This window comes from Shewanella ulleungensis (assembly GCF_014648315.1).
Classification (GTDB): Bacteria; Pseudomonadota; Gammaproteobacteria; order Enterobacterales; family Shewanellaceae; genus Shewanella; species Shewanella ulleungensis.
The window spans coordinates 189331-213801 of sequence record NZ_BMQW01000007.1 but is presented as its reverse complement, the minus strand read 5'-3'; the positions used below and the strand labels follow the sequence as shown (position 1 = coordinate 213801).

At 42.6% G+C, this 24471-nt stretch carries 25 protein-coding genes and 1 pseudogene; 11 read left to right on the top strand and 15 right to left on the bottom strand.

Translation table 11 applies throughout. The features are described 5' to 3' along the window. The first annotated feature begins 20 nt into the window (after positions 1-20). The 4 genes from dapF (at position 21) to IEY40_RS14510 (ending at position 3240) form a co-directional block, all read left to right on the top strand. Positions 21-848: a diaminopimelate epimerase gene (gene dapF / locus IEY40_RS14525; RefSeq protein ID WP_188957389.1), complete on the top strand. Its 828-nt coding sequence runs from the start codon at positions 21-23 to the stop codon at positions 846-848. Positions 849-955: 107 nt separating this feature from the next. Then, positions 956-1585 carry a DUF484 family protein gene (locus tag IEY40_RS14520; protein ID WP_229777121.1) on the top strand — a complete coding sequence of 210 codons (630 nt, stop codon included), beginning with the start codon at positions 956-958 and terminating at the stop codon, positions 1583-1585. 15 nt (positions 1586-1600) lie between these two features. Next, complete coding sequence (gene xerC / locus IEY40_RS14515) at positions 1601-2500, top strand: tyrosine recombinase XerC (RefSeq protein WP_188957385.1); 900 nt, start codon at positions 1601-1603, stop codon at positions 2498-2500. Further along, the gene (locus tag IEY40_RS14510) at positions 2500-3240 is read left to right on the top strand and encodes an HAD-IA family hydrolase (protein WP_188957383.1); all 741 of its coding nucleotides are present in this window, start codon (positions 2500-2502) and stop codon (positions 3238-3240) included. The genes xerC and IEY40_RS14510 overlap by 1 nt, the downstream gene beginning before the upstream one ends. Before the next feature lie 54 nt (positions 3241-3294). Here the strand turns inward: IEY40_RS14510 and IEY40_RS14505 are convergent, their stop codons facing one another. The 6 genes and pseudogenes from IEY40_RS14505 to IEY40_RS14480 all read right to left on the bottom strand — a co-directional run bounded on the left by IEY40_RS14505 (position 3295) and on the right by IEY40_RS14480 (position 7541). After that, positions 3295-3828: an AlbA family DNA-binding domain-containing protein gene (locus tag IEY40_RS14505; RefSeq protein ID WP_188957381.1), complete on the bottom strand. Its 534-nt coding sequence runs from the start codon at positions 3826-3828 to the stop codon at positions 3295-3297. Between the two features lie 205 nt (positions 3829-4033). Then, positions 4034-4519, bottom strand: a pseudogene (locus IEY40_RS14500) (hemerythrin domain-containing protein); the annotation flags it as partial. Positions 4520-4650: 131 nt separating this feature from the next. Next, entirely contained in the window at positions 4651-5775 is a 1125-nt protein-coding gene (locus IEY40_RS14495) for a Kelch repeat-containing protein (protein WP_229777117.1), read from the bottom strand. A 151-nt stretch (positions 5776-5926) separates the two neighbouring features. Beyond that, positions 5927-6265, bottom strand: a complete 339-nt coding sequence (locus IEY40_RS14490) for a hypothetical protein (RefSeq protein ID WP_188957377.1) — start codon at positions 6263-6265, stop codon at positions 5927-5929. A gap of 8 nt (positions 6266-6273) precedes the next feature. Continuing rightward, positions 6274-7056: an anti-sigma factor family protein gene (locus IEY40_RS14485; RefSeq protein WP_188957375.1), complete on the bottom strand. Its 783-nt coding sequence runs from the start codon at positions 7054-7056 to the stop codon at positions 6274-6276. Continuing rightward, positions 7053-7541, bottom strand: a complete 489-nt coding sequence (locus IEY40_RS14480; RefSeq protein WP_188957373.1) for an RNA polymerase sigma factor — start codon at positions 7539-7541, stop codon at positions 7053-7055. Before IEY40_RS14480 ends, IEY40_RS14485 begins: the two co-directional genes overlap by 4 nt. A gap of 140 nt (positions 7542-7681) precedes the next feature. Between IEY40_RS14480 and IEY40_RS14475 the strand changes: the two genes are divergently transcribed. Further along, complete coding sequence (locus IEY40_RS14475) at positions 7682-9064, top strand: S8 family serine peptidase (protein ID WP_188957371.1); 1383 nt, start codon at positions 7682-7684, stop codon at positions 9062-9064. Here IEY40_RS14475 and IEY40_RS14470 read toward each other — a convergent pair. The 5 genes from IEY40_RS14470 to prmA form a co-directional block, all read right to left on the bottom strand. Then, positions 9047-9979 carry a surface lipoprotein assembly modifier gene (locus IEY40_RS14470; protein ID WP_188957369.1) on the bottom strand — a complete coding sequence of 311 codons (933 nt, stop codon included), beginning with the start codon at positions 9977-9979 and terminating at the stop codon, positions 9047-9049. The two genes, IEY40_RS14475 and IEY40_RS14470, sit on opposite strands and share 18 nt — an antisense overlap. Positions 9980-10057: 78 nt before the next feature. Further along, entirely contained in the window at positions 10058-10960 is a 903-nt protein-coding gene (locus tag IEY40_RS14465) for a hypothetical protein (RefSeq protein ID WP_188957367.1), read from the bottom strand. 227 nt (positions 10961-11187) lie between these two features. Beyond that, positions 11188-11493 carry a DNA-binding transcriptional regulator Fis gene (fis, locus tag IEY40_RS14460; RefSeq protein WP_011494902.1) on the bottom strand — a complete coding sequence of 102 codons (306 nt, stop codon included), beginning with the start codon at positions 11491-11493 and terminating at the stop codon, positions 11188-11190. A gap of 23 nt (positions 11494-11516) precedes the next feature. Next, positions 11517-12479 carry a tRNA dihydrouridine synthase DusB gene (dusB, locus tag IEY40_RS14455; protein WP_188957414.1) on the bottom strand — a complete coding sequence of 321 codons (963 nt, stop codon included), beginning with the start codon at positions 12477-12479 and terminating at the stop codon, positions 11517-11519. A 297-nt stretch (positions 12480-12776) separates the two neighbouring features. Continuing rightward, positions 12777-13658 carry a 50S ribosomal protein L11 methyltransferase gene (prmA, locus tag IEY40_RS14450; protein ID WP_188957365.1) on the bottom strand — a complete coding sequence of 294 codons (882 nt, stop codon included), beginning with the start codon at positions 13656-13658 and terminating at the stop codon, positions 12777-12779. Positions 13659-13958: 300 nt separating this feature from the next. Here prmA and IEY40_RS14445 point away from each other — a divergent pair, with 300 nt between their 5' ends. The 4 genes from IEY40_RS14445 (at position 13959) to IEY40_RS14430 (ending at position 18302) form a co-directional block, all read left to right on the top strand. Further along, on the top strand, positions 13959-14669 hold the full coding sequence (locus IEY40_RS14445; protein WP_188957412.1) for a fumarate reductase cytochrome b subunit: 711 nt from the start codon (positions 13959-13961) through the stop codon (positions 14667-14669). A gap of 12 nt (positions 14670-14681) precedes the next feature. Then, the gene (locus IEY40_RS14440) at positions 14682-16676 is read left to right on the top strand and encodes a fumarate reductase flavoprotein subunit (RefSeq protein ID WP_188957364.1); all 1995 of its coding nucleotides are present in this window, start codon (positions 14682-14684) and stop codon (positions 16674-16676) included. Beyond that, positions 16673-17410 carry a fumarate reductase iron-sulfur subunit gene (locus IEY40_RS14435; protein ID WP_188957362.1) on the top strand — a complete coding sequence of 246 codons (738 nt, stop codon included), beginning with the start codon at positions 16673-16675 and terminating at the stop codon, positions 17408-17410. The genes IEY40_RS14440 and IEY40_RS14435 overlap by 4 nt, the downstream gene beginning before the upstream one ends. A gap of 190 nt (positions 17411-17600) precedes the next feature. Continuing rightward, a complete protein-coding gene (locus IEY40_RS14430; protein ID WP_188957360.1) occupies positions 17601-18302 on the top strand; it encodes a hypothetical protein in 702 nt (233 codons plus the stop codon). Between the two features lie 146 nt (positions 18303-18448). Here the strand turns inward: IEY40_RS14430 and rho are convergent, their stop codons facing one another. Continuing rightward, positions 18449-19711, bottom strand: a complete 1263-nt coding sequence (gene rho / locus IEY40_RS14425) for a transcription termination factor Rho (protein ID WP_188957358.1) — start codon at positions 19709-19711, stop codon at positions 18449-18451. Between the two features lie 224 nt (positions 19712-19935). Further along, on the bottom strand, positions 19936-20262 hold the full coding sequence (trxA, locus tag IEY40_RS14420) for a thioredoxin TrxA (protein ID WP_160051807.1): 327 nt from the start codon (positions 20260-20262) through the stop codon (positions 19936-19938). A gap of 153 nt (positions 20263-20415) precedes the next feature. Between trxA and rhlB the strand changes: the two genes are divergently transcribed. After that, positions 20416-21723 (top strand): ATP-dependent RNA helicase RhlB, encoded by a 1308-nt coding sequence (gene rhlB / locus IEY40_RS14415; protein ID WP_188957356.1) that lies wholly within the window; start codon positions 20416-20418, stop codon positions 21721-21723. After that, positions 21724-22650, top strand: a complete 927-nt coding sequence (locus IEY40_RS14410; RefSeq protein ID WP_188957354.1) for a Ppx/GppA phosphatase family protein — start codon at positions 21724-21726, stop codon at positions 22648-22650. A 73-nt stretch (positions 22651-22723) separates the two neighbouring features. Here the strand turns inward: IEY40_RS14410 and IEY40_RS14405 are convergent, their stop codons facing one another. Both IEY40_RS14405 and hemB read right to left on the bottom strand, forming a co-directional pair. Further along, on the bottom strand, positions 22724-23275 hold the full coding sequence (locus tag IEY40_RS14405) for a thioredoxin family protein (RefSeq protein ID WP_188957352.1): 552 nt from the start codon (positions 23273-23275) through the stop codon (positions 22724-22726). A 181-nt stretch (positions 23276-23456) separates the two neighbouring features. Further along, complete coding sequence (hemB, locus tag IEY40_RS14400; protein WP_188957350.1) at positions 23457-24467, bottom strand: porphobilinogen synthase; 1011 nt, start codon at positions 24465-24467, stop codon at positions 23457-23459. Between the last annotated feature and the right edge of the window lie 4 nt (positions 24468-24471).

The window sequence follows — 24471 nt, the reverse complement described above, 5'->3', positions numbered from 1 at the left end:
CGTTTTATAAGGAAACTTTTGTGATCCATTTCACCAAAATGCATGGGCTAGGCAATGACTTTATGGTCGTTGACGGTGTAACACAGAACGTGTTTTTTTCGCCTGAGCAAATTCGACGTCTTGCCGATCGTAATTTTGGGATTGGTTTTGATCAATTGTTATTGGTTGAGCCGCCTTATGATCCGGATCTCGATTTTCATTATCGTATTTTTAATGCCGACGGCAGCGAAGTTGAGCAGTGTGGTAACGGTGCCCGCTGCTTTGCTCGATTTGTGCGAAACAAAGGCTTAACCCAAAAAAATAAAATTCGCGTGAGCACCAGCTCGGGTAAAATTACCCTGCGTATTGAACGAGATGGTCATATCACCGTCAATATGGGCGTACCCGTTATTGAACCAAGTCAGATACCATTTAAAGCCAAAAAAAGTGAAAAAACTTATTTGCTGCAAACGCCAACGCAAACTTATTTATGTGGTGCAATTTCAATGGGTAATCCTCATTGTGTCATTGAAGTGGAAGATGTGGACGCAGTCAATGTTGACGAAATTGGTAGCAGTTTGACTCGCCATGAACGTTTTCCAAAAGGTGTCAATGTTGGCTTTATGCAAATAGTGACCCCTAGCCATATAAAATTACGCGTCTATGAGCGTGGTGCCGCAGAAACGTTAGCCTGCGGTACAGGCGCTTGCGCAGCGGCTGCTGTAGGGCAATTACAAGATAAACTCGATAAGCAAGTTAGGGTCGATCTACCTGGTGGTAGTTTAGTGATAAATTGGGAAGGCGAGGGTAAGCCATTATGGATGACTGGCCCCGCTGAACACGTATACGATGGGCATATTCAACTATGAGTGACATTACCTCAGAAGCAGTAACTAAAGATGACATCAATGTCGACAGTGTTAGCAGTGCTAACGCGAAAGACATTAATACTATCGGCCATGATTTAGGTGCTGAAATGCTCACTAATATTCAGCAACTTCCCTTTGATGAAGTGCTAATCCGTGAGTATTTATTAGATAACCCTGACTTTTTTAATCGCTATCCTGAACTGCTGATCGCAATGCGGGTGCCACATGCAGAGCGCGGCGCTGTGTCATTGGTTGAACGTCGTCAAGAATTACTACGTCAACGCGTGAGCGAGCTAGAAGAAGAAATCACCTCTTTGATGAAAATTGCTACTCACAATGAAAAAATATTCAACTTTAATAATGAGTTATCTTTTAAGTTGTTGGCAAGTAAAGACTTAGGCGACTTGCGACAAGCTTTGTCTGAGGGCTTAAAGGGTGAGTTTGGCTTTAGTCATGTAAGGCTAATTACTGTGCATGATATTGATAGTGAATTAGCCAACATTTGGCGTCATCGTTTGCAAAGTGGTTATTATTTTGGTCGCTTAACTCAGTCAGAATCATCGCGTTTATTTGGCCGTGAAGTCGGCTCTGTTGCCTTGACTAAGTTGTCTGATAACAATGGCCAAGTGATTTTTGCCATTGCCAGCAAAGACCCAACTCATTTCCATCCAGACATGGACTCATTGCTGTTTAGTCAGTTACGCCATCTGTTAGATCATATATTACCGCAATTATAATTGAGGATCCGTCCCATGAAGCAAACAGACTGGCAGGCGATATTTAGCCAATATTTGACTTCAGAGCGGCAATTATCGGCATATACAGTGCGTAATTATCTATTTGAATTACGCCGTGTCGAAACTCAATTGGGCGAAGATACAGTATTAATGAGCGTGTCACGAGAGCAGTTGCAATCTGTTATTGCTGGCTTGCATCGTAAAGGCTTAAGCCCGCGCTCTTTATCTTTATGTTTATCTGCACTTAAACAGTTTTTCGACTTTTTACTCCATGAAGGCGCGGTAAAGGTTAATCCTGCCCATACACTAAGCGCCCCTAAACAAAACAAACCCTTGCCCAAAAATATGGATGTCGATGCGGTGAGTCATTTATTGTCAATTGATGGCACAGACCCTTTGAGCCTGCGCGACAAAGCGATTATGGAGCTATTTTACTCAAGCGGATTACGTTTAGCGGAACTCGCTAGCTTAGATTGTGCAGACATTAAGTTTGATCAAAGTGAAGTTAAAGTGACGGGTAAAGGCAGTAAACAACGTGTAGTGCCAATAGGACGAGTAGCGCTATTAGCGATAAAAACATGGCTTGGTTGCCGTGAGCAATTATCTCTGGCACAGGCAGGTGATGCTTTGTTTGTGAGCAGCCAAGGGAAACGTTTATCGCACAGAAGCATTCAAGCACGTATGGCTAAATGGGGCCAAGAACAGGCGATGTCAGTAAAAGTTCATCCGCATAAGTTGCGTCATTCGTTTGCAACCCATATGCTTGAATCAAGTCAAGATTTACGCGCTGTACAAGAGTTACTGGGTCACGCAAACTTATCGACCACGCAAATTTATACCAGTTTAGACTTTCAACATCTCGCTAAAGTTTATGATGGCGCGCATCCAAGAGCGAAAAAAGATAGGGGAAAATAATGACATATCAACAACAAGCTGCTTCTATTACCCAATATCAACGCCTACAACCTTTTAAAGCCATTAGCTTCGATTTAGATGACACTCTTTATAATAATCTTCCTTATGTTGTCCATGCTAGTGAGCAATTATTTGAACTTATCAATCGCAGTTATCCGGCTACAATGGCTTGGAATAGCACTCAGTGGCAACAGCTTAAGCACCATTTGTTTACCTTAAGACCCGAACTTGCGCACGACACCAGTGTCGCGCGGTATGCCATGTTGCATCAGGGTTTATTGCATTTCGGTTATTCTGAGATAGACGCCAGTCAGGGTGCGCAATTGGGCATGGATTGTTTTCATTATCATCGTAGTGATTTTACCGTCGCATCAGAGGTGCTAACGGTGTTGCAAAAACTCGGGCAATACTACCCGTTAATTGGGATCACCAATGGTAATGTAGACTCCAAACGAATTGGCTTAAGTGATGTGATGCAATTTGTACTACACCCAGGCCATGGTATTAAAATGAAACCGCATAGCGATATGTTTACGTTAGCCTGTAAGCAACTTGCTATTACGCCTGCACAGTTGCTGCATATTGGCGATCATCCATCGTCGGATATTGCTGGGGCTAAAATGGCGGGATGCCAGAGTGTTTGGCTTAACCCTTGTATGCAACAGCGACATAAAAAAGCGCAAACGGTATTACCTCATATTGAAATTAATCAATTAGATTTACTGCTTGAGTTACTTTAATTTACAGCTTGAATCACGCTCTATTGCTGGGCGTAAAGTGACGTTGTGAGTGGTTTATTTGTCTAATACTTTGCTATTATTTGTGACTCGTTGACTTAAGGTTATTTCGGCTTTTAGACTCATTTGTTCTACTTGTTCACGACTGGCATGCATATCGGCATCGCCTACGCGAAAATACGTGCCGCTGTAAGGATCGGTGCCTACATAAATTGGTCTGAGTTTTACATCAACACTCGGCACGTGAATACGGATGAGTTTTTTGGCCATAATTTCGATAATTTGCACATCTGTTGGCGCTAAAATATTGTGACTGATTTTTTTTGCGTCATTTAATATGGTCCAGATTTCACTCAACATAGGCATAGGGTTAACAATCCCTTCGATAGTAAATTGCCCTTGTTCTTCTTTCACGCCTAAAATAATTTCCCCGCCCAAGGTGTTAGCAAATGCACTGTAGCTTTCCCACATACCTTCTGGCAGTTTGCCTTTACCATCACGGCCACCCGCTAATTTAAACTCTACCTGTGCAGACTCTTGTAAGTTGGCGATATCATCTAAGGCGAATGTAGGATAATGATGTGGCGACATAATGAGTTCCGATAGTGCTGAATGTAGATGATGTCACTTTAAGAAGTTTTGTAAAAAAAAGGAAGTAAATCCGCAAGGGAGGGCACGGAGTTACTTCTTAAAATATACCGTTGGGGCTCGGTATAATGCCTATAACAAATACGCTGAGTAAATTCGTTAAGCCACAATAATGGCTTCATTGCCTGCTTTGATTAATGGCACTAGATCAAAGTGCCAGTGCTTTTGGGAAAAGCAGCATATTTTCAACATCAATATGATTTTGTAAATCAGCATCAAACTCTGCCAATGTGCGATAACAGGTTTGCCACGTGCTGCATACGCCAGCAGGAGGAGTGTAGTTATTCGTTAAGCTTCTGATGGTATCTAATATCTGGTCGGCATTATCGTGCTCATGCAGCATCATATTAATTGGATTACTAATGTGACCAAAACAGCCATGAGCTGGTTCGCCTAAGCTTAGTGATTTAATGGCTGGGAATAGAATTCGTTCTTCTTTCATTAAGTGCGGCATTAATTCGGCAATAAGGGCGTTAACAGCCTGTGCCAATGGTTTGATTTCATTATGTTCATCGCCATGTGCTCTTACCATTTTTTCAGTATATTCGGCTAGAAGTGGCGCCGTATCACGGATGTACTGATGGTGAGTCGCTTCAATATAATCAATTAAATCGACTAGCGATAACTGCTGTAATGCGGGTAAGGCGTGTTCAGTTAACATAGTTTTTCCAAAGATACACATAAATTACATGTATATTATGTGCATCTTTAAAAATCCTCAAATGTTAAAGTGAAAGTTGTTAGCTAACTCACAGAACCCATTAATTAATCGACATAGCAGGTTTCATTGGTATTGAGTGTGGTTGTTAGCACTTGGTCACTCACATTTTGTTGCGCAAGCATACCGCCAACCCGCAACAAAGTATTTTGCCAACAGAGCAATCCTCGATGATCCATACTCGGTTGAGACAAGGTATGTGGCGTTAGCCATTGTTTACTTGCTAAGTCGAAGCGGTATTGATATTTACCGGGTTCACTTGGCAGACCGTTATACCCAATGCCTGAATAGTTATATGGATTATCACTGCCACCTAAAAAGACGATCTGGCCACCTTTTGGAGTCTTTATTCCTGTTGCGGCCATACGATAATGTGCGGTTGGTGTATTTGACTGGCTTGCGGATTGGCCTGCTGGCAGATTTATAATTGAGTAATGCGGCAATAATTGCCAATCAATACGCAAGTGATTGTTAGGGTTAATCTCCCCCAATAAACACACTGGCGATGCTTGGTAGCTTCGACGTGCATTAATATTTGGCTGCACTTTAACCCCATCACATAACACTAATTGATTGCCCACTATTCCTACCGCTTGACCAAATACTGCTGGTGCAGGGATCGGGCTGGCTTGAGCCCAGATGTCGGTTTGGGTGTCATATACTTGGACTAAATTAACATTACCGTCGTTGTGCCAACCGCCAAACAGATAAATATAACGTTGCTGATAAGTTGCTGCAGTTGTGTCATCAACTGCAACAGGCATGTCTGCAATGCGTTGATAGCTGTTGTTACTAATCGAATATTGATAATTGTCCACAGTGCTTATTTCATCATGGTTTTCAGCAACGGTATAGCCACCAAATACATATGCATATTCTTTTATGCCAACAGCAACTGAGGCTAAACGGCCTGAGAGTGGTGCAACATGGGGTACCGCTTTTATAGATTGCCATTGAGGTGCGGTGCTATCGATAGCTAATGACCAGGCAAGATTATGTACATCTTGATAATCCTTACCTTTTCCTAGACCCATAAAACTCAGTAAATACGTTTGTTTATTAGCATGCACCATGGCGACAGCGTTATTACTCACCGCTTGTGGTAATAAAGGGGCCAGTTGAGTTGCAAATGCTGATGGCGTTACCATTGCTCCAACTATTACTCCTGCCATTACACAGGCCAAGCTTGGGGGCTTACAGAGGGTTTGAAAGCGAGGGGAGGTTAGCTTGGTTAAGCGCAACATGAGTTAAATCCTTTATTGATGTCGACTAAAATGAGTGTGTTGATTAGCGCCCGTAACTCATAAACGCTTCGTATTCAATTTACGGCTTAATGCCTTTACCCATACGTATTTCGACACTTTGTTTATAGGGTGTTTTTTTATTTTCGGCATCATTCTGTTCAACAATAATGTACCAATCAAAACCCATTTGGTCGGTTAATACCGATGCCTGAGTAGAGATATAAGTGTTTAGATTGGCTTTATTTTTACTGATAATGTCTAACATAAAATAATTGTCGGTAATTTTGCGCTCAAGATACTGATATCCATCTGCTTGACGATATTGCTCAGTGGTTGTGTTATTGGCACAACCACTGAGTAACAAAGTGGTAGCTAGTGTTATCAATAGCCAAACGGTTACCTTGATGGTTTTAAGCATTATCACTCTCATTTAGCCAGTTGTTGCAGTGCTTTTTGCTCTTGTACCATTGTGAGTGGCGCATCGGCAATAAGTTGATCTAACACTTCATCAAGTGCTGAGCCGCCGCTTGCTGTTTGATACAGAGCTTGATGATCGATTTGATGGTCAGGATCGCTCTTATATTCAACACTGGCCATTTGCTGCCATTGTCCTTGTTGTTGACAGGCGATTACATTGCTTTGTTGTGCTTGGTCTTGCACAGCATACTGGCGGCATAATTCGCCTTGTTGATTGTAAAAGCTGAGCTGAATAGTCAACACGCTGTCGTTATCTAGGATTGTGTCTATACCGCTTGGTAGGTGTGTAAGCTGTTCACTTATGTCATTTTGAAGCGATAAACTGTTTGCAGCCGCAATGTTGGTTTGACTCGGGCTTGGCGACTCGATTTGATAAACACCATATCCAGCTATAAGAGCTATTACGGCAACGGCAGCAGCATACTGCTGAACGTGCTGTTGCGCTTTACGCCACCAAGGAAACTCGACAACATTGTCTGTCACAAAAGTGTCTGTCACAGGATTGGCTGCAACAAGCTCTTCATCGGCTAATAATGCTTGAGTCGAAGCTGGAATAGGCTGTTGATCAATAGCTTGGTAATGCTCTTGTACCATCACATCAACCATGGCTAATTCAGCTAATCTTTCCGCAATCGCCTCATTATCAACAAGTGCCATTCTGACCCGTTCCATTTCCGCCTCTGGCAACTCGGCATCCAAAAAGGCTGATAAGGTTTCATCGCTTAAGTTCATGCCATGCTCCCGTTAGGTTGTTTAAAAAAGCTGACCATATTGGCTCTTGCTCTGGCAAGGCGACTCATAATAGTACCGGTTGGAATAGCTAAAATATCCGCCGCTTCACTGTAACTCATACCTTGTACCGCAATTAATGATAGCACTTCACGCTGTTCATCCGATAAGCTGTTCATGGCTTGGTTAACTTCACCTAGGGTGATGTCGTTAATGATATCTGCTTCACCGTCGCTGTAGTTTTCAGCTTGTAGTTCTGGTTTGGCGGTGGCCAATGTGCGCACTTTTTGTGAACGGTAGTCATCAATCCATTGATTGCGACATATTTTAAATGCCCACTTTACCAAAGGGACATCTTCTGGTGGTGGTGACTTTAGGATCCGCAACAGCGTATTTTGCACTAAGTCGTCGGCATCGGGCATCGAGCCCGTTAACGAGTAGGCAAAACGTCTTAATGCTGGCAGCAATGTGGTTAATTCTGTCTTCATGTTACATCTCGCGTTAAAGTCGACATATGTTGATAACGGGTCAATAGATTAATTTATTCCAATGAGAGGGAATTTTTTGTTGTTGTCAGACGTTTTTATCTTACACACTATACGCCAAGCTAGGTAAATCAATGAGAACAATGAAAAAATATAAACTCACATTATTGGGGCTTGCCTTGATGCCGATATGGGTATCTGCGCAGTTATTACCGATTACTGATTTGCCAAATACCATTGTGGAACACCTTGATCGCACTGTTAACCGTAATGCAGAGCGCCTACAAGAATTAAAACAACAACGCTTAATTGAGCAACAACTGCAAAAAACCATTGCTATCAAAGCCCAATTACTAGACCCATTAGTGCAGTTACCTAACGTATTACCCATATTCGATACACGTAAGCAGCTCGTGTGGAATGAGGTGAAAGTTGAGCAGGGGCATCGAGCTGTTGAGCGTGAATGGTTGATACTGTTATCGGCTGACCAATGGCAGCAAGTACTCGAGGTTGTACCGGTATTGAGTCAGTACGTACAAACCCGTAAAAGTTTAGACAGCTTAGATTTACAACTTATTAAGCTGCAAGTACCTGAGTCGTTAAACAATACACAATTACTGCGTCAGCAGTTGCCAGAATTGCTGGCACCGTATTTAAGCCGTAACTTTATTTACCAACCGCAATCAGACGTTATGGTGCCACAAGTCGATGCTGCGTTGGTTGTAAATGACAAGCCAGAGGCAATGTGTCAGATGCCTATTTCGTTAGGCATGGTTGATACTGCAATTAACCCTCATCACTATGCTTGGCCTAATGCGCAGGAAAATTTTGCGTTAATTCAACAACACTTTTTGCCAGCTGCAATCCCTACGTCATATAGCCATGGCACGGCCGTAGCAGGCGTTCTGGCAGGTGAAAGTGATGGGTTAAGCCCATTGTTGCCGTCATTAACGTTATACAGTGCAGGGGCTTTTTATGCGCAAAATGAATATCAGCAAGGGGCCACACTAGAGAGTATTTTGCAGGCGTTAAATTGGTTGGTCGCGCAAAATAATCGAGTGGTTAATATGAGCCTGACTGGACCAGATAACCCTGTATTAAGCGAAGTGGTTACTCTATTAGTCGCTAAGGAGATTATTTTAGTGGCTGCTGCGGGTAACGGCGGGCCAGCGGCTGCACCTTTGTATCCTGCCGCATATGATGGCGTGATAGCGGTAACCGCAGTGGATGATGCAAAAAGGCTTTATCGTTGGGCGAATCAAGGTGAGTATATTGATTTTGCGGCTACTGGGGTTAAGGTGTTAACCACTCGCGCTGATGGCAGCATCGGGCGCGAGAGTGGTACGTCTATGGCGACACCTGTAGTGAGCGCAAAAGTGGCGTGTTTATTAGCTTTGACACCAGAATTAACGCTGGCGCAAGTCGTACAGCAATTACAACAACAAGCGCAAGATTTAGGCGATCCAGGTAAAGACAATCAATATGGTTATGGCTTACTCACTCGGCCTTTAAAAGCTGGCTTGTAACATTAGCCCTGCACGGGTCTCATCGTAATCGGCAGTGCTTAAGGTTGAATGGAAATCACCATATTCAATAGACGTTAATATCGCCCAATGTTGCCCCAAATTCACTTCCCATTTGGCGTCATACTGTTGGTGTACATCATCTCGGTGACTACCATTATCTTGAGTTTGATAATCTCGCTGGCTCAGTTTGGCACCTAATTGAATTTTTTGTTGTATTTGCCATAACGAAAACTGATTGGACACTCGTGCGTTGAGCCCTGTCGCGGTATAACTGAACGACGAAGCTGTCGTATCTTCATCCTCATAGGACGCCCCCACTGAAATAAAGCGCTGGCCTTGATTAAAAAACCAAAAAGAGTCCACTGCTGCCGTATAGCTTTTTGCATCTCGTTCTTCTATTTGATCAAACTGCTTGTTTGCATGCATGATGCTTGGACGTAAAAACCAACTGTCAGATAAGCTGTGCATGCTATAGAGACTGAATTGATTTAAGGTTAAAAAGTTGCTGCCATCTAAATCGGCCTGGGCATGATAAACATTGGCGCCTATGGTGACAGTGGTAAGTGCATAACTCATATCGACAAAGGCTAATTGTAGGCGAGAATCATAATCACTGGCCGTTTGGTAGCTTTTATCATTGATACTGTAACCACTGTCTAGACGTAAGTTATCGCTAATTTGCCAACCAAGGTCGACTTGAGCATCGAGAACGACAGCATTATCGGACTCGCCACTCGCTTGCTCTAATTCACTGATGTTTACATTGGACTGATATTCCATACCCGCTTTAGCTTTACCACTAAATGACCAGGCATTGGCAGTGTCGTTTGCCCATACTTTTACCCCTAATAATGGGCTCGCACTGGCCAGTACGATAGCCGTTGAGAGTGCGGTATAACGAGTTAATAATGCCATAATGTGAAATCCTAAAGTCAACAGGGATAAGATAAGCCGGCAATACAGCCGGCATAAACGAGGTTAGCTTGGAATATGTTATAAACCGCTGGTTAATCTAATGGTGTTTTGAATCGTGTTATTGACTTCAGCACTTACGGTTTGACTGACTGCTTGGGTCACTTGTTCGCGTGCATTTTGTTGTACTAATTCACTCGCACTTGCTTGTAACTGCTGCTGCACAGTTGTTAATGCTGTGGCATTGACGGCAGCAGTGGTTGCTTGCGATACCGCGGCGTTGGTTGATTCTGATATAGCATTACTAGTGGCAGCAAGCGTATCGGCCGTCATGCTGCTTTGCAGGTTAGCTGCACCGTTAGCTGCAACAGTAGTCGTTAATTCAGTAGCGCCATTCACTGCGTTATCTAGTGCAAGCTCAGTTGAGCTAGCAGCCATTAGAGCACCATTCACTGAAGCAGCAGCTAATTGGGCTGATGTATCAGCGGTTGTGGTAACAGCAGTAGATGCAGATGCTAAAGTTTGTGTCGATAACATTTCTGCTGTCGCAGCAGTTTGACCGCTAAGTTCAGTTGCCAATGTCACTGAGCCATTAGTTAAGTCGTTAAGTTGAGAGCTGGCTATTTGAGACACAGAATCGACATTAGCGATTGTTGTGTCAACTGATGAGTTCACTGCCGCTAGCGTTTCAGTTGGCATTGGAAGCGTTAGTTCGCCGTTAGTAGATGTTGTTGAGCCAGCTGCCATTGATGCTGAGTCATTTGTTTCGCTCGTTTCTGTTGTGTCAGCGTTGCTATCGCTTGTTGTTGAAGCTTCATTGTTATTTTGTAGGTTAGCGCTTGCACTTAACTGTTGTGATTGATCTGAGTTAAATTGCACATCCGCTTGAGCAGAGGTTGATGTCGAGACAGATATTTCAGCACTCATTGCCATCGTTGAAAAACAGGCTAGTGCGATTAGAGTTGGAGTAAATAATGTTTTCATTGTAGTTTCCTCGTTGTTGTCGTGATTGACATAGTGATAACGAGACAACGACAGATTCTATTCCATTTATTTTAAAAAAATTAAAAATAAATTAAATCAATTCCGAAAAGTTTGATTAAGCTTCTGTAATTAAATGTTATTTTTTAGATGATAAGATGGATTAAAAATAAAACGGGCTTATCATTGCTGATAAGCCCGTTTCATTACAATCGCTTAGACGCTAGGTCTTAGTTCATGCCGTATTTCTTTAATTTCTTACGTAAAGTACCACGGTTGATACCTAACATATTAGCAGCGCGCGTTTGGTTGCCACGAGTGTGTTGCATAATGATGTCTAGTAAAGGAGCTTCAACTTCGCTCAATACCATTTCATATACTTCAGAAGCTTCCTGACCGTCTAACTGAGAGAAGAAGTTAGTTACGGCACGTTTAACTGCGTCACGTAATAACTGCGGCTTGATAGTGCCGTTTGCTGTTTCGATTTTGCCTACGGTAAGCTGGTGAACTTCTGTGTTAGTTGTCTGATCAAACATTCTATTCTGCTCTTTATTAAATTCTAAACTAATTCATCAAAATAACATTCCACGAGGGAATGTTGCTGGGCAGCGGTTTCAAGCCGATTGAAGTCAGCACGAAATTGGCGCTGTTCCTCATGGTTTAGGTACCACCCGACGTGCTTTCTAGCAAATCGGACACCTTTGTATTCGCCATATAAGTCGTAAAGTTTGTTAAGGTGTTCAAGCATCACTGTGCGTTGCTCGTCCGCCTTAATTGGCGCTAACTTTTTACCTGTTTCCAGGTAATATAGGATTTCTTTAAAAATCCAGGGCCTTCCTTGTGCACCTCTTCCTATCATCAGGGCATCGGCGCCGGTGTAGTCAAGAACAAACTTGGCTTTCTCCGGACTGTCGATATCCCCATTGGCGACAACAGGAATTGAGACATTCTGTTTGATTGCTTTAATTGTGTCGTACTCGGCAAAGCCTTTGTACATGCATTGTCTTGTGCGGCCGTGAACAGCTAACGAAACAATGCCACTTTGTTCGGCAATCTTGGCTATTTCAACACCATTACGATGTTCAGGTTCCCAGCCTGTTCGAATCTTTAACGTTACTGGCACATCGACTGCAGATACCACGGCTTGTAAAATCTCTTTTACTAAATCGGGGCTTTGCATGAGTGCTGAACCAGCAAACTTTTTATTCACTTTCTTTGCGGGGCAGCCCATATTGATGTCAATGATGTGCGCGCCTTGTTCAACGTTGAACCTTGCAGCATTGGCCATTAACTCAGGATCTGCACCTGCTATTTGTACGGAGCGAACACCTTCTTCACCAGAATGCGTCATGCGCTGGCGGCTTTTATCGCTGTCCCAAACTTCAGGATTAGATGAAAGCATTTCTGATACAGCTAAGGCAGCGCCGTAGCGTAAACAGAGATTTCGAAAGGCCTGATCGGTGACACCTGCCATTGGTGCCACAATCAGCTGATTAGACAGTTGATACGGGCCAATTTGCATTGCGAACTTCACCTTGCTCTTCAAAGGGGCGCTATAGTAGCCCTTTTTGGCGGCCATGAAAAGGTCAATAAATGACCTAAATGCAACTTTTTTGCTTGACTTTTATTGGCTGTCACATCTTTGACTAATAATTGGCATTTTTACATGTTGTTTGAGGGCTGGTGCGAGCTGTAGGTCAACTTTTTTATTGACGCTGGAAGTTTCTAGGCTTGTTAATAGGCTGTGAAAAATATTCAGTGGGTTATTTTGGTGATAAAACAACCCACTGTTGGCTTCATATTGATGCGAGTTAGGTATTTATTTACGTATACCGCTTAGTCGACTCCAGTCTTCTTTATGGCAAGCGGGATCCATATCAAACCATTGGCTATAAAAGTCAGACACATCTTGTGCTTGTTCCTGAAGTAGACCTGATAAAGCAAGCTTGCCACCGGTTTTGACCTTTTCGGCAATCAGCGGCGCTAACTCTTTTAATGGACCCGCTAAAATGTTGGCAACTAGCACATCGGCTTGTAAATTAGCAGGTTGGTCTTCAGGTAAATATAACGCTAATTGATCGACAACGTCATTTCGTTCTGCATTGGCTGTTGAGGCATCAATGGCTTGGTAGTCAATATCAACACCGGTGACTTTTTTAGCTCCCAGTTTGATGGCCGCAATCGCTAAAATACCTGAACCACAACCAAAATCGATTACTTCTTTGTTGCTCAAATCGAGACTGTCTAACCACTCTAAACATAACGCTGTAGTCGGGTGCGTTCCGGTTCCAAACGCTAAACCTGGGTCAAGAATAACGTTTACGGCTTGTGGGTCTGGAATTTCGCGCCAACTTGGGCATATCCACAAACGTTGGCCAAATTTAATTGGGTGGAAGCTGTCCATCCATTCACGTACCCAGTCTTTGTCTTCAACTTGCTCAATCTTATGGGTAAATCCTTTACCGAGAAATGGCATGGTTTCTAAAAGTTCGATAGTCGGTGTTAAGTCTGTATCGGCATCAAACAAAGCGATTAAGATAGTGTCTTGCCATAATGGCGTTTCACCTAATTTTGGCTCAAAAATAGGCTCGTCTTGGCCATCTTCGTAAGTAATGGAAACTGAACCTTGATCCATTAATAAGTCACCAAGCATGTCTGCATGGTCGCGATGGGTGTGAATGCGCAATTGGATCCAAGCCATGGAATGTTCCTAATCGATAAATTAATACAAGTATTGTTGGCCGTCATTATACCCAAACCTCCTGCATTTGTGCGTTTTCGTCGACACTTTATCTGGCTTATTTATAAAAGCATGCTGGTGGCAAGCTTGGCGTATGTGATCGGCTTCTAACAAACCAGTAAATATTGGTGAGCACAGTCACGGATTGTTTTGTGCACAGTGCCGTTGCCCCTGATCTCTTGCTATGGTCAATGTCTCTTATTGTGTCAGCACAGGATGTAATAATTTATGGCCGCGAACCCTTTGCCAGCAAAAGCTGTCATGAGTAGCAATAATGCAAAAGGATTTAGTCACCCTATTTGGGCTGCTAGGGCAGACAGATTACAAAGTGCGACTGGTGTATTGCTAGGGCTCTTTTTGATTATGCATCTGCACTTTGAGTCGAGTATTTTATTTGGCAAGGAGGCGTTTTATCAGGTAGCACAGTTTCTTGAAGGCGGTATTTTCAGCGAAACGGGTCATGGGTATCCTATCCTTACACAAATATTTTCAACATTTATGCTGCTGATTGTGATTGTTCATGCAGTCTTTGCTTTACGGCGTTTTCCTACACAAATTGGCCAGTGGCGAGCCCTGCGCCAGCAGATGAAGTTTTTACCTCACGAAGATACTAAGATTTGGTTTTGGCAAATGGTCACTGGTTTTTTACTGTTTTTCTTAGTGCCAGTCCATCTTTTTGCCATGATGACTAATCCTGAAATTGGCCCACACTTATCGGCTGAACGTGTCGTACATCAAAATGTGTGGATGTTATATGTACTGCTATTACCTGCTGTGACTGTACATGCCATTTTTGGTTTATATCGAGTATCGATTAAGTGGGGATTAACAACTCAACGCTTTGCGTTATTAAAGTTAGCTAAAGTTATTTTGGCGTATTTAATGGTGCTTGGTGTAGCAAGTTTAGTGGCATATATCATTATTGGTCGCTCATTGAGCTTACCAGTGGTGCCTTTTGTACCTGGTTCGTAATAAGGATATGTTGTGAAAATTATATATACCGATTCCTTAGTAGTAGGGGCAGGACTTGCAGGCCTTAGGGTTGCTATAGCGTCTAAAGAGCGTGGCCTCGACACCATTGTATTATCGCTTATTCCGGCTAAACGCTCTCATTCAGTCGCCGCTCAAGGTGGTATGCAAGCCAGTTTAGCCAATACCGTTAGTGGTATGGGTGACAATGAAGATGTGCATTTTCAAGACACCGTAAAAGGTTCTGACTGGGGCTGTGACCAGCAAGTTGCTCGAATGTTTACTCATTGTGCGCCTAAAGCGGTACGCGAGTTAGCGCACTGGGGAGTGCCGTGGAGCCGAGTCACTGAAGGTGACCGTGAGGTTATTGTTAATGCGCAAAAAGTCACCTTAACCGAGGCGAAAGAGGCGCATGGTTTAATTAATGCCCGTGATTTTGGCGGTACTCAAAAGTGGCGTACGTGTTATACCGCCGATGGCACAGGGCACTCACTATTATATGCTGTCGATAATCGCGCTATATCTATGGGTATTCCAGTGCATGAGCGCATGGAAGCACTAAAAATTATCCATGATGGTAAACGGTGTCATGGCGTGATTGCTCGCTGTTTAATTACCGGGGAAATTCGTGCTTATGTGGCTAAGTCGACCACTATAGCGACAGGTGGTTATGGCCGAATTTATGAAGTGTCGACCAATGCCATTATTTGCGAAGGGATTGGCCAGGCATTGGCACTTGAAACTGGTGTAGCAACATTAGGTAATATGGAAGCGGTACAGTTTCACCCTACTGCCATTGTGCCTGTAGGTATTTTAACCACAGAAGGTTGCCGGGGTGATGGGGGAGTATTGCGTGATAAAGATGGTCACCGCTTTATGCCAGACTACGAGCCTGATAAAAAAGAATTGGCATCACGCGACGTAGTATCGCGACGAATGACTGAGCATATGCGCAAAGGCAAGGGTGTAGATAGTCCTTATGGTCCACATTTATGGCTAGATATTACTTTGTTAGGCCAAAAGCACATTGATACCAATTTGCGCGAAGTAAAAGAGATCTGTCAGCACTTTTTAGGTATTGACCCTGTGACAGATTGGATCCCCGTAAGACCAACACAGCATTATTCAATGGGCGGTATTCGCACTAAAGCTAATGGCGAAAGCCCACAGTTGTCAGGACTTTTTAGTGTCGGTGAAGCTGCGTGTTGGGATATGCACGGTTTTAATCGCTTAGGCGGAAACTCATTGGCAGAAGCTGTGGTTGGCGGGATGATTATTGGCCAATACGTTGCTGATTACTGTCAACAAACAACCTTGAGTATTGATACCCAATTAATTGAAGACTTTGGCCAACAAATTGAGGTCGAAATAAACCAGTTAATCGACGGCAATGGCACTGAAAAAGCCATTACTTTGAAACAAGAGATGCAGAAGATAATGATGGATTATGTGGGGATCTTCCGCAATGGCACTCAACTCGAGCAAGCCGTTAACGAGCTGAGTGAACTGCTTAAACGCTCTCGTAATATTGGCTTAACGTGTAAAAAACGTCATGCAAACCCGGAGTTAGTTGATGCATTACGAGTAAGGCGAATGTTAAAAGTTGCTTTAACGGTGGCCAGCGGTGCTCATGCCCGCACAGAAAGCCGTGGTGCGCATTCGCGCGAAGATTTTCCTGAGCGAAATGACAAAGACTGGCTCAATAGAACCTTGAGTTCCTGGCCAAATGATGTTGCATTAACGCCTAAACTGACTTATGAAGCCATAGATGTGATGAGCATGGAGTTACCACCGGGCTATCGAGGTTACGGAACAAATAACGCCATTGCTCACCCAGATACCCAAAAACGGCAACAACAAATTGAGCAAGTGCTTGCTGGGCTTACTGAGCCAAACGATCGCCATGCAAAACAAGCCGCGTTGATGCCATATGAATTACCTGAACAATTTATGCCAGCTAATCAAAGGTTGTTTGATAACGTCGATGTTAAAGGAGAGCAAGCCAAATGAGCCAAGCCCGTCAATTGACGTTTTCGATTTTTCGTTACGATCCGCAAGATCCTAATGATAAACCACAAATGGTCCGTTATGTTATTACCGAAACCCCAGGCATGACGGTTTTTATAGCGTTGAATCAATTACGCGATACACAAGATCCATCGCTGCAATTTGATTTTGTCTGTCGAGCGGGTATTTGCGGTAGTTGCGCGATGGTCATTAATGGTAAACCAACGTTGGCTTGTCGCACGCTTACCGCCAATTTACCAACAGCAGAAATTCGTTTAATGCCGTTACCTGGTTTTGAGTTAATTGGTGACCTATCAGTTAATACGGGTAAGTTTATGCGCGAATTAGCTGAACGTTTGCAATTATGGTTACAACCAAACGATACCGACATGGATATTCATCGGATTGAAGCGCCTATGGCGCCAGAGGAAGCCGCTAAGCTTTATGAGCTTGAGCGTTGCGTAGAGTGCGGTGTTTGTGTGTCTGCGTGTGCGACTAAGCAAATGCGAGATACTTTTGTGGGCGCAGTAGGATTGATGAAAATAGCCCGTTTTGAGTTAGATAGCCGTGACAGTCGCAGTAGTGAAGACTTTTATCATGTTATAGGTAATCAAGACGGCGTATTTGGTTGTATGACTTTGTTGGGTTGCCAAGACGCTTGCCCTAAAGATTTACCCCATATGCAACAGATTGCCTACCTTCGCCGAAAAATGGCCATCAGTGTGACTAATCTATAATTAGGGTTAATGAATATTAATGTAAGCTAATATTTTTTAATTGTTTATAAAGCAGCTGGTTACTAAGTTATTAAGCTTGGTTGCCAGCTGTTTTCATTTTAGTGCGTTATACAGTATTGTTAACTTGTGCATTGCAGATTAACGTCAGCAATGATTCGCGATATATAGCGATTAAAAAAGGAGTTTAACAATGCAAGCTCAGTTTACTGTTCAAATCGGTTCATTTCATAAAATCAGCAAAATTCCTAACGCCTGGTCAAATGATGATTATTTACATCTTATGGCATTAATGGGCCTTGATGATGGCTTAGAAGGCATGGATTCTGCTGAGCTGCGAGAAATGTGCATGATGTCGCTTAATGACTTGGGCGACGTTGAAGCGGCGAAGATTGTCTTAAGCCATCTATTTATTGATGATGTTACCGAAGGAAAAATAGACCAACTTGCCAATGACATGACTGGCGACAGAATGTGGGAAGAGTATTCTGATTGCTTGTTCCACGAACGTTTCTTCAGTGCTTATGCCTTATTGCGTGAAGCGTTTAATGGTATTTTTGCCCAACCAACAGGGGTCGAATTTAGCGTTAATATTACTGCCGAAAATGCAGATGATTTAACCATATTCGATGAATCTTTGCATGCTGCAATGGTGCGTTTATTATCAGCAGGCTTAAGTCCTGATGCCTTGATGCACCGTTTGTATGAAGATCAGATTAAAGGCACTCATTTCCCTGAATCAGAAGGGATTTTATGGAAGCTTGAGCTTGTTGCAAGTGAAGGCTTATCGCGTCAATATAAAATGGTCAGCTCGGCATTTTGGTTTGAGCAATTTGCAAATGTTGAACAGTTTGATGCTAATAGCCATGCCGACACTGTTGATGAAGATGAATAGACTCATTACCCGCATTCGGAAATTATTGCTTTAGCTAAATTATCACTAGGTTGCTTAACGCTAAGAGTATTTCGCCATAAAAAGCACAAAAAAATGCCGCTAATTTAGCGGCATTTTTATGGTTATTTTTGCGTTCTAGTAAATAATTACTTGGCGCGCTTCATTGCAGTAAAGAATTCTTCGTTGGTTTTGGTCATAGCCAATTTATCAATTAAGAATTCCATTGCAGAAACTTCATCCATTGGATGTAGGATTTTACGTAAAATCCACATTTTCTGAAGTTCTTCAGATGTTGTGAGCTTCTCTTCACGGCGAGTACCAGAGCGATTAAAGTCAATCGCTGGGAATACACGCTTTTCAGCAGCTTTACGAGAAAGGTGTAACTCTTGGTTACCGGTACCTTTAAATTCTTCGTAAATAACTTCATCCATTTTCGAGCCAGTATCAACTAACGCAGTAGCGATAATAGTTAAACTGCCACCGTGTTCAATGTTACGTGCAGCACCAAAGAAACGCTTAGGACGATGTAGAGCGTTAGCATCAACACCACCAGTTAATACTTTACCAGATGATGGGATTACGGTGTTGTATGCACGTGCTAAACGAGTGATAGAGTCTAGCAAAATCACTACATCTTTTTTGTGCTCAACTAGGCGCTTAGCTTTTTCGATAACCATTTCAGCAACTTGAACGTGACGGCTTGCAGGTTCATCAAAGGTAGAAGCAATAACTTCGCCTTTAACCATGCGCTGCATTTCGGTTACTTCTTCAGGGCGTTCATCGATAAGCAATACCATCAACACCACATCAGGGTTGTTATAGGTAATACTTTGGGCAATGTTTTGCAGTAATAATGTTTTACCCGCTTTAGGCGGAGCAACAATCAAACCACGTTGGCCTTTACCGATAGGCGAGCAAAGATCAAGAATACGAGAGGTAATATCTTCAGTTGAACCATTACCACGCTCCATGCGAAGGCGTTCTTCTGCATGTAATGGGGTTAAGTTTTCAAATAAGATTTTATTACGTGAGCTTTCTGGCTTATCAAAGTTAACTTCGCTAACTTTTAACAGTGCAAAATATCTTTCGCCTTCTTTAGGTGGACGGATTTTACCAAAAATGGTGTCACCGGTGCGCATGTTAAAGCGGCGGATTTGGCTAGGTGAAACATAGATATCGTCAGGACCCGCAAGGTATGAGCCATCTGAACTTCTTAAAAATCCAAATCCATCTTGGAGGATTTCTAATACACCGCCACCGAAGATGTCTTCTCCGCTTTTAGCGTGAGCTTTTAAAATCGAGAAGATGATATCTTGCTTACGAGTACGAGCCATATTTTCTAATTTCATGCTTTCAGCAAGAGAAACTAGATCCGAAATGGGCGTGTCTTTTAATTCTGTTAAATTCATGTATGGGAGTCTTGTGTTACGCGACGAAGCTTACCGCAATCAATCAGTAAGGTTGAAAAGAAATTATATGATTGATAAACGAGAAGAGGTTAATTTGAAAAAATCTGATGAATAAATTAGCACTTTATATGTTAGCCGTCCAGAAATTTAGGTCGATTTTGATCTAAAAACGGCACAAATTGTATAAAACTTGTGCCGATTAACACTTTTAGTCTATTTGATACTTAGATTTGAGCGTCAATAAACTCTTTTAATTGTGTCTTAGACAATGCGCCAACTTTAGTCGCGACTAACTCGCCGCCTTTAAACATAAGCAGTGTAGGAATACCACGTACGCCATATTTAGCTGGTGACACATTGTTTTGGTCAACGTTTAGTTTTGCTACGACCAACTTGCCAGCATACTCTTCAGCAACGTCGTTTAAGATTGGGGCGATCATTTTACAAGGACCACACCACTCAGCCCAGAAGTCTACTAAAATCGGTAATTCAGACTTTAATACGTCGTTTTCAAAGCCGTCATCGCTAAGGTATACAATTTTATCACTCATGTTGTTCTCCAGATTTGGTTCCATTGCTAGTTTATTAATGGCTTACCATGTATATTGGGTCAGTTAAATAGCTTTTCAAGAGACCGTTTTAATAATGTAGCTATTTCAAACGATCGAATCTTTTTTTGCAACCCCTACAGGTATGCTTGTGCTATGAGCCAAACACATTTATCGACCCAAAAATTCGCCGACTTCCCTTTAAAGCCAGAAGTACTTTCGGCATTAAATGAAAACGGGTTTGAGTTTTGCACGCCAATTCAGGCGTTATCTTTACCGATTTTACTGAAAGCAAAAGACATCGCCGGACAAGCCCAAACCGGTACCGGTAAAACGATGGCGTTTTTAGTTGCCACGTTTAACCATTTGCTTACCGTTGCAGCGCCAGAGGGCCGCAAAGCAACCGAACCACGCGCTATTATCATGGCGCCAACCCGTGAGTTAGCAATACAAATTGCCAAAGATGCTAATTTACTTGCCAAACATACAGGCCTTAAAGTCGGTATTGTGTACGGTGGCGAAAGTTACGAAACACAGCGAGAAGTGTTAGACAAAGGTGTTGATCTTTTAATCGGCACCACTGGACGTATTATTGATTATGTTCGTCAAGGTGTGATTAGTTTAAATCACATTCAAGCGGTTGTGCTTGATGAAGCTGACCGCATGTTCGACTTAGGATTTATTAAAGACATTCGCTTTTTATTCCGCAGAATGCCTGATGCTCAGTCACGATTAAATATGTTGTTTTCTGCCACTTTGTCAATGAAAGTGCAGGAATTGGCTTATGATCACATGAACGATCCGGAAAAAGTTGAAATCGAACCGTTAGAAAAAACCTCCAAAAATATTAAAGAGGAAATTTTCTACCCGTCGATGGAAGACAAAATGCGCTTGCTGTTAAGCCTAATTGAAGAAGACTGGCCCGATAAAGCTATCGTGTTTTCAAACACGAAACACAGCTGTGAAAAGCTATGGTCTTATTTGGAAGGTGACGGGCATCGTGTTGGTTTGTTAACTGGCGATGTACCGCAAAAGAAGCGAATCCGTATTCTTGAGCAATTTACTACTGGTGATTTAGATATTTTAGTGGCGACTGATGTTGCTGCTCGCGGGTTACATATCTCTGATGTGTCACACGTATATAACTATGATTTACCAGATGATTGTGAAGACTATGTGCATCGTATTGGCCGTACTGGCCGCGCAGGTAAAACCGGCGTGTCTGTGAGTTTTGCGTGTGAGGAATACGCGCTTAACTTACCCGCAATTGAAACTTACATTAACCATTCAATTGCGGTGTCTAACTACGATCAAGATGCGTTATTGGATGATATTCCACCGCCAGTGCGTATCCATCGCAAGCATCCTACATCACGTACGCGTGATGGTGGTGCAAGCAAAGGTGCACATCGTAGCGGTGGCACTAACCGTCCGCCACGTCACAGGACTCGCAGACCACAGTAAATGCCATTTTCAAACGTATCTCAACCTTATGCGGCGATAACATTAGGCTCGAACAGTTTTAATATGTTGGTGGCTAATACAGTAGGCAATAAACCTACTGTTATCGCCAAATATAAACGTAAAGTCCGCCTTGCTGAAGGCATTGGCGACGATGGCATATTGTCTGAAGACGTTATTTTGCGTGGTTTAGATTGTTTGTCTATGTTTGCGTCTATGCTAGAGCAGCATAATATAGCCAGTGATAATGTTGCCGTATTTGCTACGGCGACATTACGCGTTATCAATAATGCCGATGAGTTTCATCGACGTGCTTTGCCAATTTTGCAGCATGAAATTGAAGTAATCTCAGGTTTGCGAGAAGCTGAATTGATTTATCAAGGCATGGTTGCTACGACACAAGGTGACGGTCGTCGCTTAGTGATTGATATTGGCGGAGCTAGCACAGAGTTTATTATTGGTGATGGCTGTAACGTTCTGTTTAAAATTAGTGTCCCCATGGGGTGCGTGTTGTTTAATCAACGTTTTTTTACTCAGTATCCATTACAAAATATCGATTTTGAACAAGCCATTGATTATGTCAATGTGATGCTAAGTGAATATCGCGAGCAACTGTTGGCGCTAGGATGGCAAGCGGTGCTTGGTGCTTCTGGTGCGGTGCAGTCGGTGGTGTCTGTGCTACAACATCGGCAAGCACCAACCATTATTAATCTAGCAATACTAAAGGATTTTCGTGCTGAAATTCTGGCGCAATGTGATTCTAATTTAAGCGGGATAAATGGTTTGGATGTTGAGCAAGCGCCCACATTTGCCTCTGGTGTGGCGATATTAATTGCTTTGTTTGAAAGCCTCAATATTAGTCGCTTACATCTTGCTGGTGGTGCTTTACGTGAAGGCGTGTTGCAATTGTTGGCCGACCGTATTAGCTAATTGCTTAGTTTCACAATAAAAATAGGTCGCCATGGCGACCTATTTTTTTGAGTATTGATTAATTTAAAAATAATTACTTTAAGATTTCAACTAGATCAGCTTCTAGTGTTACTTTTGGACGTTCAACAATACGGCCTAATTCATTACCTTGTTGCTTAACAATAAAAGTAGGAATACGGCTAAATGCATACTTGGCCGCTAATCCTTCAGGATCTTGTTTAGCGCGATCAACGCCAATATATTCAACTTGAATATTAGGGTTACCAGCTGCTTCGAGTACTCGCATAAAATGTGGTGTTTCACGATGGCAATCAGGGCACCAAGTACCGATAATCACAACAATTTGAGTTGGCACATCAATTGCGCTAAGTACGGCAACAGCTTGCGCATCAACTTGATAATTAGCAAAGCCATCAGCGTAGCCAGGTAATGTGCTGGTGAGCGTTTGTGGTTCAATTAAACCCGTTAAAATCACTTCTTCTTTCTCCTCGCTGCATGTCGCTATAAAGCCTTGCTGCTCTTCTTCAAATCCGCATCCAGAATTAGCTGATACGGTCATTGGTAACATTTGAGCACTGAAAAAGAGTGCGGTAGTCGCCAATAATGTTTTAACGTTATTGTGCATGATAATGCCTCACTTAAGAAGAGAATACTTAGGAAAATGCTTGAGTGTATTCAATCATGCTAATAAGGTTCTGTTAAGGCTAAGATGGTCTTGATGCTAGGTAGATCACTAAAAAATAAAGCCAATCATCAAGGTGATTGGCTTTATTTTTTATAATTGAAACTAAATTGAACAATTGATATTAATTATGTTCTTTTAGCCATTGTGCAGCACGTTTAGCAAAGTAGGTTAAAATGCCATCTGCACCAGCGCGTTTAAAGCAAAGCAGTGACTCCATGACAATGGCTTTCTCTGCTAACCAACCGTTTTGTATTGCTGCCATGTGCATGGCATATTCACCACTGACTTGATAAGCAAACGTTGGCACAGCAAGTTCTGTTTTTACACGGCGTACAATGTCTAAATAAGGCATGCCGGGTTTCACCATCACCATGTCAGCCCCTTCTTGGATATCTAGAGCAACTTCATGCAATGCTTCGTCACTATTGGCTGGGTCCATTTGATAGCTATGTTTATTGCCACCTTTTAGGTTGCCAGCAGAGCCCACTGCATCACGGAAAGGTCCATAGTAGCTTGAAGAATATTTAGCAGAATAAGCCATGATCTGGGTGTTCACAAAACCATTTTCTTCCAATGCTTGGCGGATTGCTCCAATGCGGCCGTCCATCATATCTGATGGTGCAACAATATCGGCGCCAGCTTCTGCGTGTGATAATGCCTGCTTAACTAATATTTCTGTCGTAATGTCGTTAAGGATGTAACCGGTATCATCAATAATGCCATCTTGGCCATGTGTGGTGAACGGGTCTAACGCGACGTCAGTCATAATACCTAACTGTGGGAAGGCTTGCTTTAATTCACGTACAGCGCGTTGCACTAAACCATCTGGATTGTATGACTCTTCAGCTAATAAACTTTTTTTGTCTACTGGTGTTACTGGGAATAAGGCGATTAATGGGATACCTAGTTCAACCAACTCAGCGGCTTCTTTTAGAAGTAAATCAATAGAGTATCTTTCAACACCTGGCATAGAGGCTACTTTTTCAGAACGTTGAAATCCCTCTAAGACAAACATTGGGTAAATCAGGTCATTAACCGTTAGGGTGTTTTCTGACATCAAACGACGACTAAAGTCATGTTTACGCATGCGGCGCATTCTGCGCTGAGGGAAGGCACTAGTAATAATATTCAATTTC